This is a genomic window from Streptomyces fulvoviolaceus (genome assembly GCF_000718165.1).
Taxonomy (GTDB): Bacteria; Actinomycetota; Actinomycetes; order Streptomycetales; family Streptomycetaceae; genus Streptomyces; species Streptomyces fulvoviolaceus.
In genome coordinates this window covers 1-16062 of sequence record NZ_JOEY01000022.1, presented here as the reverse complement: position 1 = coordinate 16062, position 16062 = coordinate 1, and the positions used below count along the sequence as shown (strand labels likewise).

The window sequence follows — 16062 nt, the reverse complement described above, 5'->3', positions numbered from 1 at the left end:
CGATTGATGAAAATGTGGACCAGAATTCATCGGAGGTCAATGGTTTGCCGTGTTGCGTTTAGGTTCCGTACCGCCGTCAGTGGCGGTGTTCGTGGTCCGGGTGGGTCGGATCGCCGGGGTGTTCGTGCCCGTGCGCGTACTCCACACCGGTGCGAGCTTGGTCCAGCCAGTCGAAGAAGGCTTGCCTGCCGGCCGCGCGGCGCAGCTCGCGTGCGATGCCCTCGCGGGCGGCCTCGTACGGTAGGAAGTCCGTGTGAGTCGCCCCGCCGAAGGGGTCGACTCCGCGTCGGAGCGCCTCCGGGGTGAGGAAGCGGTCCGGGTTTCGGTCGTAGTAGTCCCGTACGGCTGTCTCGGCGACGGTCTGCTCGGCCTCCAGGGCGGACAGGAGGAGTCGGGCGGCCGGGGAGTTGGCGAGTGCTGCTGCGACGATGCTGCCGAGGTCTGCGACGTCTGCCTCCGGCACGGTGAGCAGCTTGGCTGGGGGTGCCTCTGTTGGTGGCTCTAGACCCCGGTCTGCGCAGGCGCGGCGGGCTAGTTCGTCGGTGACGACTACCTGCGTGGCCCAGCGTCGCCGTTGCCTCGCCGCAGAGGGTGCCTCGGTTTGTCGTCTGGCGGCTGCGGGTTCGTTGTGGCTGGTCGCGCAGTTCCCCGCGCCCCTAAGGGGCGTTGCAGGGCCGTGGGTTTTCAGGAAGGCGTCTACTCGTGTCCTGGCTATCGCCTCGCCGTTCACAAGTGCTGCGTGTTCGGTCACTCCGTCACCTCCAGCGGGATGGCCTTCGTGTAGGCGACTCGGCTGTGCCAGGCGGTCTTGGCCATCAGCCAGTACGAGCCGGGCGGTACGGCGCCACCGTCCACGTCGATCAGGCACTCCCGCCGCTCTCCGCCGGGCACGGTGAAGCCCTGGAGGCCGGGGGTGACCCCGGGCCAGGTGCCCCATGAGGACACGGCCCACAGCTGGCCGGTGACCGGCCCCCGGGTGGTGTTCCGCAGGGTCACCGGCACCTGGACCCGCTCGCCCCTGCGGACGGTGATCCGCTCGGCGCCCAGGTCGCACACCAGACCCGGTCCTGCGGGCGGCCCGCCCGGCACGTCGAGGCCCACCACGTCCTCGTACGTCTGGCCGCCGTAGGTGAGCCGTGCCGCCAGCCAGTGGCGGCCGGGCTCGGGGTCGGCCGGCGGTGTCAGCGTGACCTCGGCGAGGGTGAAACCGCCGGGGCCCAGCGCGTACGGCAGCTCGGCGGGCTCGGCGGACCAGCCGGGCGGTACCTCGAAGGTCACCGTGCCCGACACCGGGGCGTCGGTGAGCTCCGAGCCGACCCGGACGGTCGCGGTGACGGGGCCGGACGTGGTGAGAGCCGTGGGCGACACGTACACCGCGACGGGCATGTTGCCGCGCGGGGCGGGGCCGGAGTTGTGGAGCCAGTAGCGGGTGTGAACGGGCTGGGCGGGTTCGTCGGCTTCAACTCCGGGGCCTGACACGGAAGATGAGCCGCCGGGCGTGCCGAGTACCGTGGCCACCTCGAAGCCGGTCAGCCCGACCTCCAGGACCCCCTCGGCGTCCGGCGTCAGCGGATCGCCGGGCCGTTCCAGTACGTCCGCACGAGCGCCCTCGGTCCACTCCACGGGCCCGCGCACCCGTGCCCGCACCGGCCGTCCGTTCACCTCGTGCACGCGTACGGCGACTCCGCGCCCCGGATCCGCGGCCGCCACGCTGCCCCGGGCGAGCGGGGAGCCGAGCGGCTTGAGGGCGTCGAGGAGCACCTCGCGGGCGGGCTCCAGCTCCAGCAGGGAGGTCTTCCTCGGCAACACGGCCGCCTCGCCCTCTGTCCGTAGCCGTGCGGTGAGCGGGTGGTTGAACTCGTGTCCGCGGGCGGGCAGTTGCTGCGCGCGCCAGTCGCCCTCGCCCGCGACGACGGCGTACTCGAAGGTGTGCGACCAGCGCTGCAGCTGGAACGCCGAACCGTCGGGTGTCGTGCGCCGGGGCGGGTCGACCCAGATGCCGGACGGCCAGCCGGTGCAGGAGCGCATCAGGGACATGTAGAGATCGCCGGATGCGGTGACCACACAGCCGGGCGTGCCCCGGTTGAGGACGGCGAAGCCGCGCCCGTCCCAGGCGTCGCCCGGCGGCAGGGCCTCGCCGCCGCCCGCCGCCGTGGCCGTGACGCTGAAGTCGTCCAGGTCGGCGATCAGCGCGTCGACCGCCTTCGCGTCGCCCTCGGCATCGGCGCCCGCCACCACGAGCAGCGGCAGCCGCTCCAGGTCGCGCAGGTCGGCGCCCGGCACCCACTCCTCGCGCAGGGAGGCGCGCGGCGCGACCCACACGGCCGCCACGCCCCGCTCGGCCAGCTGTCGGCGCAGCTCGCGCCCGGCGGCCGGGTCCCAGCCCAGTGCCTCGGCGACCACCGAGTTGCGCTCGGGGCCGCCGACGGCGATCCGGATGTCGGGGAGGTTGGAGTCGACCTCGAGGTCGCCGTAGCGGGGGCCGCCGGCGATGGTCGAGGTCGCGGTGACGCCCGCGCGGACGAGCGCGGCGGCGAGCGGCGCGCCCAGCTCACCGGCCTCGTCCCAGTCGCCGTACACCAACTCCGCGACACCGATGGACCGTTGACCGAGGAGCGCACCGGAGTCGTCGTACACCGCGACCCGTGCCGTGGACCCCAGTCCGAACCAGGTGTTGGCCGGGTTGTCCAGCGTCCACGGGAACTGCTGGCTGTTCACTTCCACGAAGCCGAAGCCGCGCCCGATCACCGCGTCGGCGACCTCGTGCACGGGCAGTCCGCCCCGGACGTCGGAGGGCCAGCGCACCCGGATGAGGCGGTCGGCGCCGTCGTAGCCGTCGATGGTCGTGGAGACGTCGAGCCGGTCGACGCCCGCCCAGAGGGTCAGCTGCTGCGTGTACTTGAAGAGCCCGAGGTCGGCGCGGACGGTGATGCGGGACCCGGCGGGGGAGTGCTCGACATCGATGTCGGCGCGGACATCCCGGCTGCGGGCCGCGGTCGTGCCGGTCGGGGTGAGGTGCCAGGGGCCCTCGCCGAAGCGCGGGTGCCGCGGGAACTCCTCCTGTACGACGAGCTCGTTGCCGATGTCGCCGGCGCGGAGTAGATCCTGGCCCCCCTCGGTGAGTGCGCGCAGGCTGCTGACGGCACCGCCGCGGCCGGGGTCGACCGTCACCTCGTAGAACTCGTTGCGGATGGTCGTGCCCTCGCCTGCGGTCCACTCGGGTATCGAACCCGCCGACAGCGGAAGGGACTTGAGCCCCATGCCCGGTACCTCCGGTACGACGACCCGGAGTCGGCCGTCCTCCTCGCGTACGGCGGGCAGCGGCTGGAAGTCGTCGCCCAGGGGCACGAGGCCGGGATCGTCGACGGTCAGCACGTCCTGGCGCGGCCAGGTCGCGGCGTTGAAGACGACCAGGTCGGGGCCGCTGCCCGGGGTGACCCGGTCGGCGAGGGCCTGGGTGGCGTCGGCGTGCACGGCCTCGGCGAGGTCGGCCAGCTCCCGCCAGCCGGTGAGCAGGTCGATGTAGACCTGGTCGGACTCGGAGCCGGTGATGGCGTCGTGGTGGGCGCCGTAGATCAACTGCCGCCAGGCCTTGTCGAGGGCCGCGTCCGGATAAGGATGCCCGGCGACGAGGGAGGCGAGCGTCGCCCAGGCCTCGGCGTCGGCGAGGAGTGTCTCGCCGTACCGCTGGGCCTGCTTGGTGTCGATGTAGGAGACGTCCTTGCCGGTGTAGATCGGGTTCATGTCCCGGGTCTGCGGCGACGCCTTGCGGCCCTCCGCCTCCAGTTCCGCACGGACGGCGGCGAAGAAGTCCCGCGGGATCGCGCTGATGAACCGCGGCCAGACGTACCGCTCGTTCCAGTCCCGGTGGATGCCCATCACCCAGCGGCACGGCGGCGCGTAGTCCCCGCCGACGGGGAGCAGCACGTTGCGCGTGAGGGCGACCTGCTTGAGCCCCTTGAACAGCTTGAGAGCGGCCTGCTCCGCCTCCGGCAGGGTCGGCGCGTTGTCGATCGCCCAGCCGGCGCCGTAGTGGTTGACCATGTACGCGGTGAGGATCCCGCGCCCCGAGGGAGCGATCCAGTCGAACTCCGCCGGGAACTGCATCCGCTTCGGATCCCGCGGCTCCTCGCCGAAGACGGAGAGGGTGGGTCCCCACTGGTGGAAGGGTCCCCGCGCCCACGAACTCGATGTGACGCCCGCGTCCGCCATCAGCCCCGGGAACTGCGGATCGTGCCCGAAGGCGTCCAGCTGCCAGGCGGTCTCGGGTGACGCCCCCATGATCCCGCGCTGGTATCCGTCGCCGTAGAGCGCGTTGCGTACGGTCGCCTCGGCGCCGGTGAGGTTGGTGTTCGGCTCGTTGTAGGTGCCGCCCATGATCTCGATGCGGCCGGTGCGCATCAGCTCGCGCAGGAAGGCGCGCTCCTCCGGGAAGGCGTCCCAGTACGGCTTGAGGTAGTCGACCTCCGCGAGCACGAAGGTGTAAGCGGGATCGCGCCGTGCCAGATCGCAGTGCGCGCGCACGAGACTCATCCCGGACTGGCCGCGCGAGTCGAAGGTGCGGGCCGGCAGACCGGTGGTGGCCGGGTCGTCGGCGACGTCCCAGGTCTCGGTGTAGGCGGCCTGGGTGTTCCACCAGACGGGGTCGTAGTGGAAGTGGCTGACCATGAACATGGTCCAGCCGGGCTCGGCGGCCGTGAACTCGGCGGTGTGGCGGGCGAGTTGGTCGCCGTCGGCGTCTTCGGCGATGACCGTGATCTCGCCGTCGCCCTCACCGGTCACGGGTATCTCGACGCGTACGGTGCCGTCGTCGCCCACGGTGGCGAGCGTCTCCCCGACGCTGCGGACTCCCCGGCCCTCGGCGGTGAGACGGACCGTGCGGCCCGGGGTGTGGCTGACTTCGGCGACCACCACCTGGTACGGCTGCTCGGCGGTGCCGACGAAGAGCTCGGTCGACTCGACAGAGGTGACGCGCATGGGGCTCCTACGAGGATGCTCGGCGGGGCCCCATCGTGGCATTGAGGAGGTGATTCAAACAACCATCTTCATGGAATATCGGTGGTTCATCCATGCAGGATCGGTCAAGGTCACTTCGCGCGTCGGCTCTTCACCGCATGCTGCGGGGTGATGTGGTCGGTCAGTGCCAGCGAGGCGCTCGCGCGCTGGTAGGAGAGCTGGGAGACCCGGACGTACAGGCAGTCGATGAGCATCAGGACGGAGTGCCGGCCGCCGATGCTGCCCGTGCGGAAGCTGGTCTCGGAGGAGGACGAGATGAGCCGGATGTCGGCGGCCTTGGCCAGCGGCGAGCGCGGGTCGGTGGTGAGCGCGATGGTGGTGGCGCCGCGCTCCTTGGCCATCTCGAACGGCTCGAGGGTCTCGCGGGTGGCTCCGGAGTGGGAGATGCCGATGGCCACGTCCGCCGGGGTGAGCAGGGCCGCGGAGGTGGCCGCCGCGTGCACCTCGGTCCAGCCGCGGACCGAGCAGCCGATGCGGAACAGCCGCGTCTCCGTCTCCTGGGCCACGGCGCCGCTGCCGCCGACTCCGTACACGTCGATGCGCCGGGCGCGGGCCAGGGCCTGGGCCGCGCGCTCGACCGCGTCGAGGTCGATCCGGTCGATGGTCTGCTGGATGGCCCGCAGGTCGGCGGTGCCGACGACCTGGACGACGCGTTCGAGGTCGTCGTCGGGGGAGATGTCCGGGCCGATCTCGGCGGTGCCCCAGTCGGAGACCTCGCCGCGGCCGCGCTCCTGGGCCAGCTCGATCAGCAGGTGCTGATAGGAGTCCAGGCCGATGGCGCGGCAGAAGCGGGTCACCGTCGCCTGGGAGGTGCCGGTGCGGCGGCCGAGCTCGGCGGCCGAGCAGTGGGTGACGGCGGCCGGATCCTCCAGGATCAGCTCGCCGACCTTCCGCAGGGAGCCGGCCAGGCGGGGCAGCTCGGTGCGGATCAGTGCGGTGACGTCGGTCGGAGGCATGGGGAGAAGGTATCAGCCACCCTTCAGGCCACTGATTGAATACCAGGACCGCCCTGTGATTTATTGATTCACGGATTGATGATTGTATGGTGGTTCAATCCATCAGTGGGGAGTGTCGCGTGTCCGTCGAGTCAGTCAGCGCCCAGGGCTTCGCACAGGAGAGCCTGGCCGTCCTCCGTCACGTCACCGAATCGGCCCGCGACGACGTGGCCCGAGCCGCCGGACTGATCGCCGACTGTCTGCGCGCCGACGGCGTGATACAGGCCTTCGGCACCGGCCACTCCCAGGCCATGGTCCTCGAAGTGGCGGGCCGGGCGGGCGGGTTGGTGCCGACGAACCGGCTGAGCATCGCCGATCTCGTTCTGTACGGCGGCGATGATCCGAGTGTTCTCGACGATCCGCTTCTGGAGCGGCAGCCGGGTGTGGCCGCCCGTCTTTACGACCTCGCGGCCCCGCGCACCGAGGACCTCTTCGTCATCATCTCCAACTCCGGTGTCAACAACGTGATCGTCGAGATGGCCCTGCATGCGAAGGAGCGGGGGCACCGGATTCTGGCCCTCACCTCTCTTGCCCACACCCGGGCGGTCCCTGCGGGGCACTCCAGCGGCAAGAAGCTTGTCGATCTTGCTGACGTCGCCCTCGACAACGCGGCCCCGCGGGGGGATGCGTTGCTGGAGCTTCCGGGTGGGGGTGCGGTGTGTGCGTTGTCCACGCTGACCGGGGTGATGTTGGTGCAGATGGCTGTGGCCGAGGCGTCTGCGCGGCTGCTTGCCGCGGGGGAGCGGCCGCCGGTGTATGTGTCGGCCAACGTGCCTGGTGGGTTTGAGGGCAACCTGGAGTTGGAGAAGCGGTACGCCGGGAGGATTCGGCGTACCGCCAGTTGAGCGCTCCGTTCAGGGGTGTGGTCGGCTGCGGGCCGGTGGGGGCTGGTCGCGCAGTTCCCCGCGCCCCTAGGGGGTTAGTGCTACCGCTAGTGGATAGGCGCCCGTGGTGAAGGGGGCCCCTGCCTTCTGCGACTCCACGTCGATTGGCACCAGGGCGTTTCCGTCGGCCGTGGTGACGTAGGCCGTGGTGCCGTTCCAGTTCAGGGCTACGTCGAAGGCCGACTTGCCGACCTTGATGCCTGTGCCGGGGGCGCCCGTGACCGTGTCTACGGGGGTGACCGTGTCGCCGTTGCTCGGGCTGACCCACAGGGTGCGGCCGTCCGGGGAGAGGGCGAGGCCGTAGGCCTGGCCGGAGACCAGGAGGGTCGGTTCGGTGTCGTTCGTGGCGGTGTCGATCGGGGTCACCGTCGAGCCGCCGGAGTTGGAGACGTACACCGTCTTTCCGTCGGGCGCCGCCACGACGTTGAAGGGGTTGGGACCTACGGGGACGGCGGTGCCGGCCTTGCCGGTGCTCAGGTCGACCGGGGTCACCGTGTTGTCGTGGATGTTCGCCACGTACAGGGATGTGCCGTCGGGTGTGATCGCCATGTTCTCGGGCCCGGAGCCGACGGGGAGGGGCGTTCCCGCCGTCAACGTGCCGGTGTCCACGGGCTGGACCGTGCCGTCCGTGTAGTTGGCGACCCAGAGCGTACGGCCGTCCGGCGTGAGCGCGAGTCCGGCGGGGACGTGGCCGACGGGGACCGTCGCGGTGACCTTCCCCTGCGCCACGTCGATGACGCTGACCGTGTTGGAGCCCTGGTTCGCGGCGTAGGCGGTACGCCCGTCCGCGCTGACGACCACCTCACCCGGGTTGTTGCCCACGGCGATGTCCGTGCTCTTCCCGGAGACCAGGTCGATGGAACTCACCGACGCGCCACTGAAGTTGGCGGTCAGGGCCGTCGGCGATCCGCCTCCGTCGGTGACCTGGACCGGGAGTGCCCGGTCGAGGATGCCCGTGCCCGAGACGACGAGGGAGTGGACGCCCTGGGTGGTCGCGGTCAGGGTGACGGTGGCCGAGGCGCTGCCCCCGGCCGGGACGGTCACGGTGCCCTCGGTGGCGGAGGCGGTGACACCGTCCGGGACGTCGAGTGTCCAGGTGACCGTCCGGGCCTCCTTGTCCGAGAAGTGGAGAGTCACCGTCTCGGAGGCGCCGGGCTTCAAGGAGAGGGACGCGGGGGTGAAGGAGGCGTCGACTCCGGGGTCGGGGGCGTTCTCCAGCATCGTCGTGTAGAGGAACTGGTCCATCACGCCGGGGGACACCTGCTGGGGTATCGCGTCCAGTTCCTTGCGCTCGGACCTGAGCTTGTTCCAGTACGTGGTGACGGCGTCCGTGTCGCCCTTCTTGTTGGCGAGCAGCAGGTCTACGGCGGTCTCGCCCGCGCTGCCGTAGCGGCCGAGCTTGTCCAGCCAGGCGGAGGTCTCGTCGAGGAACCCGGGGTTGTCGAGCCGGGCGCGCAACTGGGCGGGGGTGGCGGCCATGTCGGCGAAGTAGGACCTCAACTCGGCCGCGGCCCGGTCGAGTCCGCTGTCCTGCTCGTACGCCTTGCGGAAGGCGGCGATGAGCCCGGTGAGGGTGGGGGACTCGGTCGCGTCGAGCTGGGAGGAGTAGTTGTTCTCGGCGAAGACGCGGAGCCATTTCGCGGCGCCGGTCCCCGCTCCGGCCAGATCCCGTACCGAGGCGAGGAACGCGGCCCGGGGGTCGTACGCCTCCGGGTTCCACAGATAGGCGGCGGACGTGAACAGTGCGATCCGGCTCGCCTCGCCCTGGACCATCGGGTTGGCGGTCACGCCGGTCGCGGCGCTCGCGACTCCCGGCTCGCGGCCCGTGTAGGGGCCGAGCAGGAGACGGCTGGTGACGTAGTCGTTGACCGGGTAGTTGTCCCAGACCAGGATCGGGTGGCCGTACACCTCGCGCGCCTGCTTCAGCTGCTCGGTGGTGATGGTGGGCGCGATCACGCCGACGCCGGTCCACTCCACGACCACGTCCGGGTCCAACTGCTCCCGCAGGGCCTTCTTGTAGGGGGAGTCGGCGAGGTCGGAGTATTCGGTGGGGACCATCTCCAGGGGCTGCAGATCGGTGTGTTCGGCGGAGAACCGCTGCCACACGGCGTTGAGGAGATGGGCCTGTGCGGCTCCGGCCGCGCCGCCGCCGGTGCCGAACTCCTTCTCGTCCTCGGTGCAGTTCCACTTGGTGTAGCTGATGTCGTCCAGCGGAATCGCGAAGGAGCGGACGCCGATCGCGTACAGCGAGTCGAACTTGGCGGTGAGGGCCTTGATGTCGGACTCGGAGGAGTAGCAGACCGACAGGCCGGGGGAGAGCGCGTAGGTGAAGCGGACGTGGTTGGCGTCGGCCCGGTCCACCAGTTCCTTCAGCTGAGCCAGTTCGGCCGCCGGGTACGGGTCGCGCCAGCGGGCGCGCAGGTAGTCGTCGTCCTTGGGGGAGTAGACGTAGACGTTCTGCTTCGTACGGCCGTAGAAATCAAGCTGGTTGAGGCGCTCGGCGTGCGTCCAGGGGGTGCCGTAGAAGCCCTCGATGACTCCGCGCAGGGCGGCAGTGGGCCAGTCTCGGATGGTCACCTCGGGCAAGCCCCGTGCCTTGGTGACCAGTTGGCGCAGGGTCTGGGCGGCGTAGAAGGTGCCGGTGGTGTCGACTCCGGAGAGGGCGAGGAGTGCCTGTCCGTTCTTCCGGCCGGACGCCAGGACGTACCCCCCGGAGGCCAGGCCGGCCGGGGGCTCGGCGCCCAGGCGTTTCAGTGCCCTGCCGGTGGCGCTGTTCTCCTTCGGGCCGCCGAGGTAGACGGTGAGCGCGGCCGCGGGAGGCTTGTCGCCGGCGTCGACGGTGACGATCCGGTCGGCTCCGGCGGCCCGCAGCGCGGTCTCCACGACCCGGCGGGCCGAGGGGTCGGTGCCGGGGCCGACGACCTCCACGACCCGGTCGGGGACCGTGAGTCGGCCGTGTCCCAGGTGCATGTTCTGCGGGGTCGGCCAGACCTGGGGCGCGCTCTGTCTCGGCGCCGCCGACGCGTGCGCCGTCGGGACCGCGAGGCCGACGGCCATCAGCAGGGCGGTGGCCGTACGTCTGAAGCGAGTGGGTGGAAGCACGGATGCTCCTTCCGGAGGCCGTTGGTGAATGCATCCACCGCTTGATGTTAGAGATGTTGAATCAGTCATTCAATGGGGCGAGGGGTGCTCACAGCACCTTTCGGTGGACGAGGGCCGACAGGACGAGCGCGCCCGGCAGCAGCGGCAGCCACACCGTCAGGACGCGGTAGCCGATGAGGGTCGCCGTGGCCAGGCCGACCGGTGTGCCGAAGCAGGAGGACAGGGTGAACACCAGCGCCGCGTCCACCGGGCCGATACCGCCGGGTGCGGGCACCGCCCCCACCGCGGTGCTCGCGATGAGGAACGCGAACGCCACCTGCGTCCAGGACAGCGACATCCCGAGCGAGGCGCCGACCGCGTGGATGATGCTCGCCTGGAGCAGGGGCGCGGCGGCCGCGCCGCCCCACAGGGCGAGGACGCGGGAGGGGCGGGCGTGCAGCAGGCGTACGTCGGTCAGGGCGGTGCGCACGAAAGCGGCCGCGGGGCGGCGCAGCCGGGGGACGAGGGCCACCAGCAGGAGAGGCACGGCGATTCCGAGGGTCGCGGCCCCGACGGGCAGGAGCAGCAGGCGCCGGTCCGCGACGAGGTCACCGAGCCGCAGCAGATCGGGCAGGGCGAGCAGGAAGCCGAGCAGCACCACCGTCTTCGCGATCGGCCTGACCAGCGAGTACAGGGCCAGCGACGCGGTGGCCCGGGCCAGCGGGATGCCCTGTCGTTGCAGGAAGCGCAGGGTGACGGCGTGGGCGCCGATGCTCGCCGGGAGCACGTGGTTCGCGGCACCGGCGGCGAACTGAGAGGCCACCAGGAGTCCCGGCGGCAGCCGCTCCGGCAGGGCGCCTTGCCGGACGCACGCGGCGGACAGCCAGAACAGGCAGGTGAACAGGAGCCCGACGAGCAGCCACCAGGGGTCGGCGGAGGCCAGCCGGGCGGCGCCGTCGTACAGGGCACGCCAGTCCAGCGCCGCCCACACCCCGATCAGGAGGAGGGGGAGCAGGGTGAGCAGCCGGCGGGCCAGGCGTGTGAGGGAGCGGGGAGACCGGGCGGGATCCGGAGTGGGGACGGGGACGGATATGGGCGTGGGGTGCGGTCCGGTGGGACCTTCGACCGGGAGCAGGGTCACGGCGCACGTCGTCCTTTCGCGTCGCGCCCCACACACGGGGAGTGGGTCATGACGGATGCAGGCGAGGCAGAGGGGGACGGCGGAAACGTTCCCGCCCGGTGTGACGTTCCGGTGTCCGGCAGCCGAAGCCGTTCCGGCGGGTGGACGACACGCCTTCTCGGAGTGTGCCCAACGAGTGGCCCGCGGATGCTCAGTCCCGGCGGGCCACCAGCCGGTAGGCGTTGGACAGGCCCAGCCGGTGGGACAGGGGCTTGACCGCGAAGCGGTCGAGGGCCGTGCCCAGCAGGAGGGCCGGGACGCCGGCGAGGAGCATGCCCGCACGCAGTATGCGGCGGAGGGCGTTCGGCGGGGTGGGCAGCCACGGCAGGTTGTCGCGGGGCGCGGCCGCGTCCAGGGCCAGCCAGGCCGCTGCCAGCAGGTCGACCGGGTCGTGCGGTTCGGCGTGCTGTTCCGCGACCACCGTGAAGCCGAGGTCCGTCAGCCGGCGGCGGAGGTTCTCGACCGGGACGAAGTGCAGGTGCTGCGGCTGCAGCCAGGGCAGCCACCAGCGGCCGAGGAGCCGGGCGTAACGGCTGTCGGGGTCCGGGACCTCGATCATGAGGTGGCCGCCGGGGCGGATCGCCTGGTACGCGGCGCGGAGTTCGAGGCCGGGCTGGGTGCTGTGCTCCAGGTAGTGGAACATGCTGACGACGTCGTAGTGACCGGCGAGGTCCGGGGCCAGTTCGGGGAAGCTGCCGCGGTAACCGCGCTCCACCCGGCCGGCGCGCTCGGCGAGTTCGGCGCCGTCGGTGAAGTCGAGGCCGTCGAAGGTCGTGCCGGGGTAGACCTTGTGCGCCGACTCACAGAAGTGGCCGTGGCCCGTGCCGACGTCCAGCCAGTTCTTGGGGGACGGGGCGAAGGGGAGCAGGGACTCGGCCCGCTGTTCGTACATCCGGGTCCGGCCCGCGAAGGTGTTGCCGAGCTGCTTCTCGCCCAGACCGTCGTAGAAGTCCCGGTAGTAGAACTCCAGGCCCGCCTCGCTGAGCCGGGGGTTCTGGAAGGTGTGCCGGCAGTCCTGGCAACGGTCGAGGACGAAACGGCCCGGCTTGTGCTGGAGCAGATCCTTGGTGCGCAGACGCGTCTTCAGCTGCTCCGAACCGCACCAGGGGCACGTGGTGCGGCGGGGTTCGAAGAAGCGGTCCAGGCCGTCGGCCAGGTCGGCCTGATAGGTGGGCCGCAGGGCGGCGACCTGGTCGGCGCGGCTCGTGGGCGCCTCGGGTTCGCTGTCGGGGGCGTTGCTCACTGTTCCTCCTTGAGGGGCGTCGAGGGCAGCGCCCTGAAGGGGCGCGGGCCGTGTCGATATGCGGCTTCGCCACGTGGGCGCGACCAGCCCCCACCGGCCCGCGGATCAGTCACCGTGCCGGCCTGCGGGTCAGTCACCGCGCCTCCAGCGGAGCGATCCGCTCCAGATGGCTCGCGGCAGCACCCGTGCCGCCGGCCGCCCGGAACGCCGTACGGATGCGGCCGGCCGCGGCACGGTAGCCGGGTTCGTGGAGTACGGCGTCGAGCGCAAGCCCCAGCTTCACGGCGGGCACCCTGCCGAACCGGACGCGGATGCCCGCCCCCGCGTCGGTCACCTGTCCGGCCACGACCGGCTGGTCGTCCCGGATGGGGGCCACGACGAGAGGGACACCGTGCCAGAGGGCCTCGCAGACGGTGTTGTGCCCGGCGTGGCAGACGACCGCGTCGACCCGTTCGAGGAGCGGGAGTTGGGGGACCGAGGGGACGATCAGTACGTCCTTGTCGTCGGCCGTGGTCTCCCCGAGCGCGCCTCCCGGATCCACGATCACCGCCTGCACCCGGTCCGCCCGAACCCGCAGCGCGCTCAGGCACTCCGTGAGGAAGCGGGCGCCGACGTCGGTGTTGGCGGTGCCGAGGGTGACCAGGACCGTGGCGCGGGACGGGTCGAGCCAGTCCCAGGGGAAGCCGGGTGGCGTCGGGCGGGGTGCGATCGACGGGCCGACCCAGCGGATCTGCTCGCCCGTCATGGCGTCGGAACCGACCAACTCCCGTGTGCTGAAGCCGAGTACGAGGTGCGGGGAGAAGCGGGGGTCGGCTGTTCCCGACGGGTCGCCGATGCGGCCGCGGAGGCCCTGGAGAACCCCGTCCAGCCAGTCCGCGACCTTCGGCATGCCCGCCAGCACGTCGGTGAACTCGGCCGAGGTGGTCGCGGAGGTGGCCCACGGGATGCCCAGCCGCTCCGCCACCAGGCCTCCGGCCAGGGCCTGTTGGTCGGCGACGACCACGTCGGGGCGGAAGTCGCGGACGGCCGCCTCCACGCCGGGCGCCATGTCGTCGGCGAGCGGCACCAGGAACCGCTCCCACAGGAACTTCAGCGCCTCCGGGCCACGGATCTCCGGAGGTCGTACGCCGTCGCCCGTGCCCGGCACGGGTCCGGCACACGGGAACACAACCGCGTCGCCCGCCAGTTGCCGGACGAGCCCGGGATCGGCGCAGGCCCACGCCAACTCATGCCCCCGCTGGGACAGTTCGGCCGCCACGCCGACCGCCGGGTTGATGTGCCCCACCAGCGGCGGCACGACGAACAGGAACCTGCTCACCGGGCGGCCACCTGTGCCTTTTCGATCAGCTCCAGGATGTGGCCGCCGACGACACCCGCCGCCTCCACCAGCACCGAGTGTTCGTGCCCCGGCACCACCACGGTCCGGCAGTCGGGCAGCACCTTCTCCAGCCACGGTGCCAGCAGGGCGAGATCGGAGTCGCCGCCGTAGACGCCGAGGACCGGGCAGCGTACGGCGGCGATCTGATCCTCCGTCAACACCCGGCTGGCCGGGATGTCCTGGGGCAGGCTGGTCTCCCGGGCCAGGCGGGCCGCGCCCTTGGCCAGGCGGGCCGTGTTGTGGCCGCGGTGGACGGTGATCCAGGCCAGCGCGTCGTCCTCGTTGTGCGCCAGCTGGTGCAGGACACGTTGCAGGATGCCGCCGAGCTTCGGCGCCCAGGTCGCGGACGCGGGCTCGGACTCGATCAGGGAGACGCTGGCCGCCCGTTCCGGGTGGCGGGCGGCGTAGCCGAAGGCGATCGTGCCGCCGTAGGAGTTGCCGACCAGATGGACCGGGCCGGTCACCTCCAGCCGGTCGAGGAGGGCCTCCAGGTCGTCGATGTTGTCGTCGAGGGTGTAGCCGCTCTCCGGGCGCCCGCTGCGGCCGTGGCCGCGCAGGTCGTACATGATCACGTCGAGACCGGCCGCCGCGAATGGCGGGGCGATGGTGAAGTAGTAGCTGGCCAGGCTGTCGGTGAGCAGACCGTGGACCAGCACCACCGTGGCGGTGGGCGCGCTGCCGTCCCGGGGGCCCATCCTCTGTACATGCAGCCGGAGTTGCCCGGTGTCGACGATCGCCATCGCTCAGCCCGCCGCCTTGAGGCTCTGCACGACGTACTCGACGAGCCGGCCGACGGTGAGCTCGATGATCTCGTCGAACTCCATACCGGCGAGGAACTCGGCGAAGTTGACCTGCCGGCCGTACTTCTCCTCCAGCAGGCCGGCGAGCGTCACCAGGTCGATGCTCTCCAGCTCCAGATCGCGGTTGAAGGTGGTCGCCATGTCGATCTCGACGTCGTCGAGGCCGTACTCGTCCTCCAGGAGCTTGGTGAGCAGGTCCGTGATGTCGGCGAGGACCGCCTGTTCTTGCGGGTTCATCGGTCGTACGTCTCCTCTTCGCGGTCTTCTTGCACAGGCCCTGCGGTCCAGGCCACGACGTAGTCCCTGGCGGGCAGTCCGGGGGGATTGGCGGTGCGCTCGTGGTGCACGGTGTACGCGCGTTTCAGGCGTCCGGAGACCAACAGCCGGTCGCCGTCGGTCACTTCGCGCACTGTGAAGTCCCGCGGACGCCCGCCGAACCCCGTGCCCTCCGCCTTGGCGACCGCCTCCTTGGCGGCCCAGAACCGGGTGAACCACAGCGCCTCGGACTCGCCGGCGGCGGCGCATCGGTCGTGCAGGAGCCGGAGTTCGGCCGCATCGAGCGCGGTGGCGAAGGTCGCCGGGGCGCGTTCGGCGACCTCTTCGAGGTCGATGCCGGGGCCGGGTCCGGGCGTGCGCGGCCGTACGATCGCGACCGCGGACTCGGCGCGGTGGGCGAGCGAGACGTCCAGCGGGGGCAGGGTGCGGCCGTGCAGCCCGGTGACGTACGGGCGGCCCGACGCGTCGTTGTGCACCCGGATCTCCGCCGGGAAGACCGGGCCCTCGCGGTGGTCCCACAGCCACTGCCGTACGGCGTCCTTGACCGCGATCCGGCCCAGCAGCCACTGCCTGCGGCCGCGTGGGGCGTGCTCGGCGTACTGCGAACGCTCCGCGCTGCTCAGCGAGTTGCGCATGATCAGGTCGCGCGAAGCGAGGTCCGGCCAGCGTTCGTGGAGGAGGGACCAGCCGCCGGGGCGGGCCTCGGAGAGGGTGTTGCGCTCGGGGAAGCGCTCCACGGGACGGGTCTTGGGGTCGTTGTCGAAGCGGCGGTCCTGCCAGCCGGTGAGCTGCGCCCAGGTCCGTCCGCCGACCGTGAGGTGGACGTCGGCTTCCAGCGCGGTGTCGGTCAGGGACGTGATCCGCACCAGGCACTCCACTTCCGTGCCGGGGCTCGGGTGGGGGCCGTAGAAGCGCATCTGCTGCATCTGGACGGGGAAGACGACGGTCCGCTCGGTGCGGGTCGCCATGATCCAGTAGCCGAGGATCTGGCCGACGTTGTCGAGGAGGGCTCCGGGGGCGGGAGGGGTGGTGATGACACCGCGGATGTGGTGCTCGCCGATCGCGGTGAGGTCGGTGACGCCCTGGAACGCCGGCCCGTGGAACATCCAGCGCTCGCCGTAGAGCTGGGCGGCGGTGTGGTCGGGGGTGCGTTCGGAGGGGGCGAGGAAGGGGCGGGGCGGGGGGGCGGGGGGGGAGTGGGGGGCGAGT

11 protein-coding genes are annotated in these 16062 nt (G+C 71.4%); 1 reads left to right on the top strand and 10 read right to left on the bottom strand.

What is annotated here, in order from left to right; all coding sequences use genetic code 11:
- Positions 1-76: 76 nt before the first annotated feature.
- The 3 genes from IG08_RS0123215 to IG08_RS0123205 form a co-directional block, all read right to left on the bottom strand.
- Positions 77-751 carry a malonyl CoA-ACP transacylase gene (locus IG08_RS0123215; protein ID WP_030605686.1) on the bottom strand — a complete coding sequence of 225 codons (675 nt, stop codon included), beginning with the start codon at positions 749-751 and terminating at the stop codon, positions 77-79.
- Positions 748-4977 carry a glycoside hydrolase family 38 N-terminal domain-containing protein gene (locus IG08_RS0123210; RefSeq protein WP_030605684.1) on the bottom strand — a complete coding sequence of 1410 codons (4230 nt, stop codon included), beginning with the start codon at positions 4975-4977 and terminating at the stop codon, positions 748-750. Before IG08_RS0123210 ends, IG08_RS0123215 begins: the two co-directional genes overlap by 4 nt.
- A gap of 110 nt (positions 4978-5087) precedes the next feature.
- The gene (locus IG08_RS0123205) at positions 5088-5972 is read right to left on the bottom strand and encodes a MurR/RpiR family transcriptional regulator (RefSeq protein WP_030605682.1); all 885 of its coding nucleotides are present in this window, start codon (positions 5970-5972) and stop codon (positions 5088-5090) included.
- A gap of 119 nt (positions 5973-6091) precedes the next feature.
- Between IG08_RS0123205 and IG08_RS0123200 the strand changes: the two genes are divergently transcribed.
- Positions 6092-6856, top strand: coding sequence for a sugar isomerase domain-containing protein (locus IG08_RS0123200; RefSeq protein WP_030605679.1), 765 nt, complete (start codon positions 6092-6094; stop codon positions 6854-6856).
- 66 nt (positions 6857-6922) lie between these two features.
- Here IG08_RS0123200 and IG08_RS55915 read toward each other — a convergent pair whose 3' ends face one another.
- The 7 genes from IG08_RS55915 to IG08_RS0123165 form a co-directional block, all read right to left on the bottom strand.
- Positions 6923-9997, bottom strand: coding sequence for a beta-N-acetylglucosaminidase domain-containing protein (locus tag IG08_RS55915; RefSeq protein ID WP_030605676.1), 3075 nt, complete (start codon positions 9995-9997; stop codon positions 6923-6925).
- Between the two features lie 88 nt (positions 9998-10085).
- Complete coding sequence (locus IG08_RS0123190; RefSeq protein ID WP_030605674.1) at positions 10086-11117, bottom strand: lysylphosphatidylglycerol synthase transmembrane domain-containing protein; 1032 nt, start codon at positions 11115-11117, stop codon at positions 10086-10088.
- Between the two features lie 190 nt (positions 11118-11307).
- Positions 11308-12399 carry a class I SAM-dependent methyltransferase gene (locus tag IG08_RS0123185; RefSeq protein ID WP_030605671.1) on the bottom strand — a complete coding sequence of 364 codons (1092 nt, stop codon included), beginning with the start codon at positions 12397-12399 and terminating at the stop codon, positions 11308-11310.
- A 133-nt stretch (positions 12400-12532) separates the two neighbouring features.
- Positions 12533-13717 (bottom strand): glycosyltransferase, encoded by a 1185-nt coding sequence (locus tag IG08_RS0123180; protein WP_030605669.1) that lies wholly within the window; start codon positions 13715-13717, stop codon positions 12533-12535.
- A complete protein-coding gene (locus IG08_RS0123175; protein WP_030605666.1) occupies positions 13714-14517 on the bottom strand; it encodes an alpha/beta fold hydrolase in 804 nt (267 codons plus the stop codon). The genes IG08_RS0123180 and IG08_RS0123175 overlap by 4 nt, the downstream gene beginning before the upstream one ends.
- 3 nt (positions 14518-14520) lie before the next feature.
- Positions 14521-14814 carry an acyl carrier protein gene (locus IG08_RS0123170; RefSeq protein WP_030605664.1) on the bottom strand — a complete coding sequence of 98 codons (294 nt, stop codon included), beginning with the start codon at positions 14812-14814 and terminating at the stop codon, positions 14521-14523.
- Positions 14811-16062, bottom strand: a 1252-nt coding sequence (locus IG08_RS0123165) for a 4'-phosphopantetheinyl transferase superfamily protein (protein ID WP_030605662.1), incomplete at its 5' end; no start/stop codon positions are given. The genes IG08_RS0123165 and IG08_RS0123170, both read right to left, overlap by 4 nt.

What these genes read in the sequence shown, in the direction of transcription:
- IG08_RS0123210 (WP_030605684.1), bottom strand. Translation starts at nt 4,977, where the DNA reads ATGCGCGTCACCTCTGTCGAGTCGACCGAGCTCTTCGTCGGCACCGCC.
- IG08_RS0123205 (WP_030605682.1), bottom strand. Translation starts at nt 5,972, where the DNA reads ATGCCTCCGACCGACGTCACCGCACTGATCCGCACCGAGCTGCCCCGC.
- IG08_RS0123175 (WP_030605666.1), bottom strand. Translation starts at nt 14,517, where the DNA reads ATGGCGATCGTCGACACCGGGCAACTCCGGCTGCATGTACAGAGGATG.
- IG08_RS0123170 (WP_030605664.1), bottom strand. Translation starts at nt 14,814, where the DNA reads ATGAACCCGCAAGAACAGGCGGTCCTCGCCGACATCACGGACCTGCTC.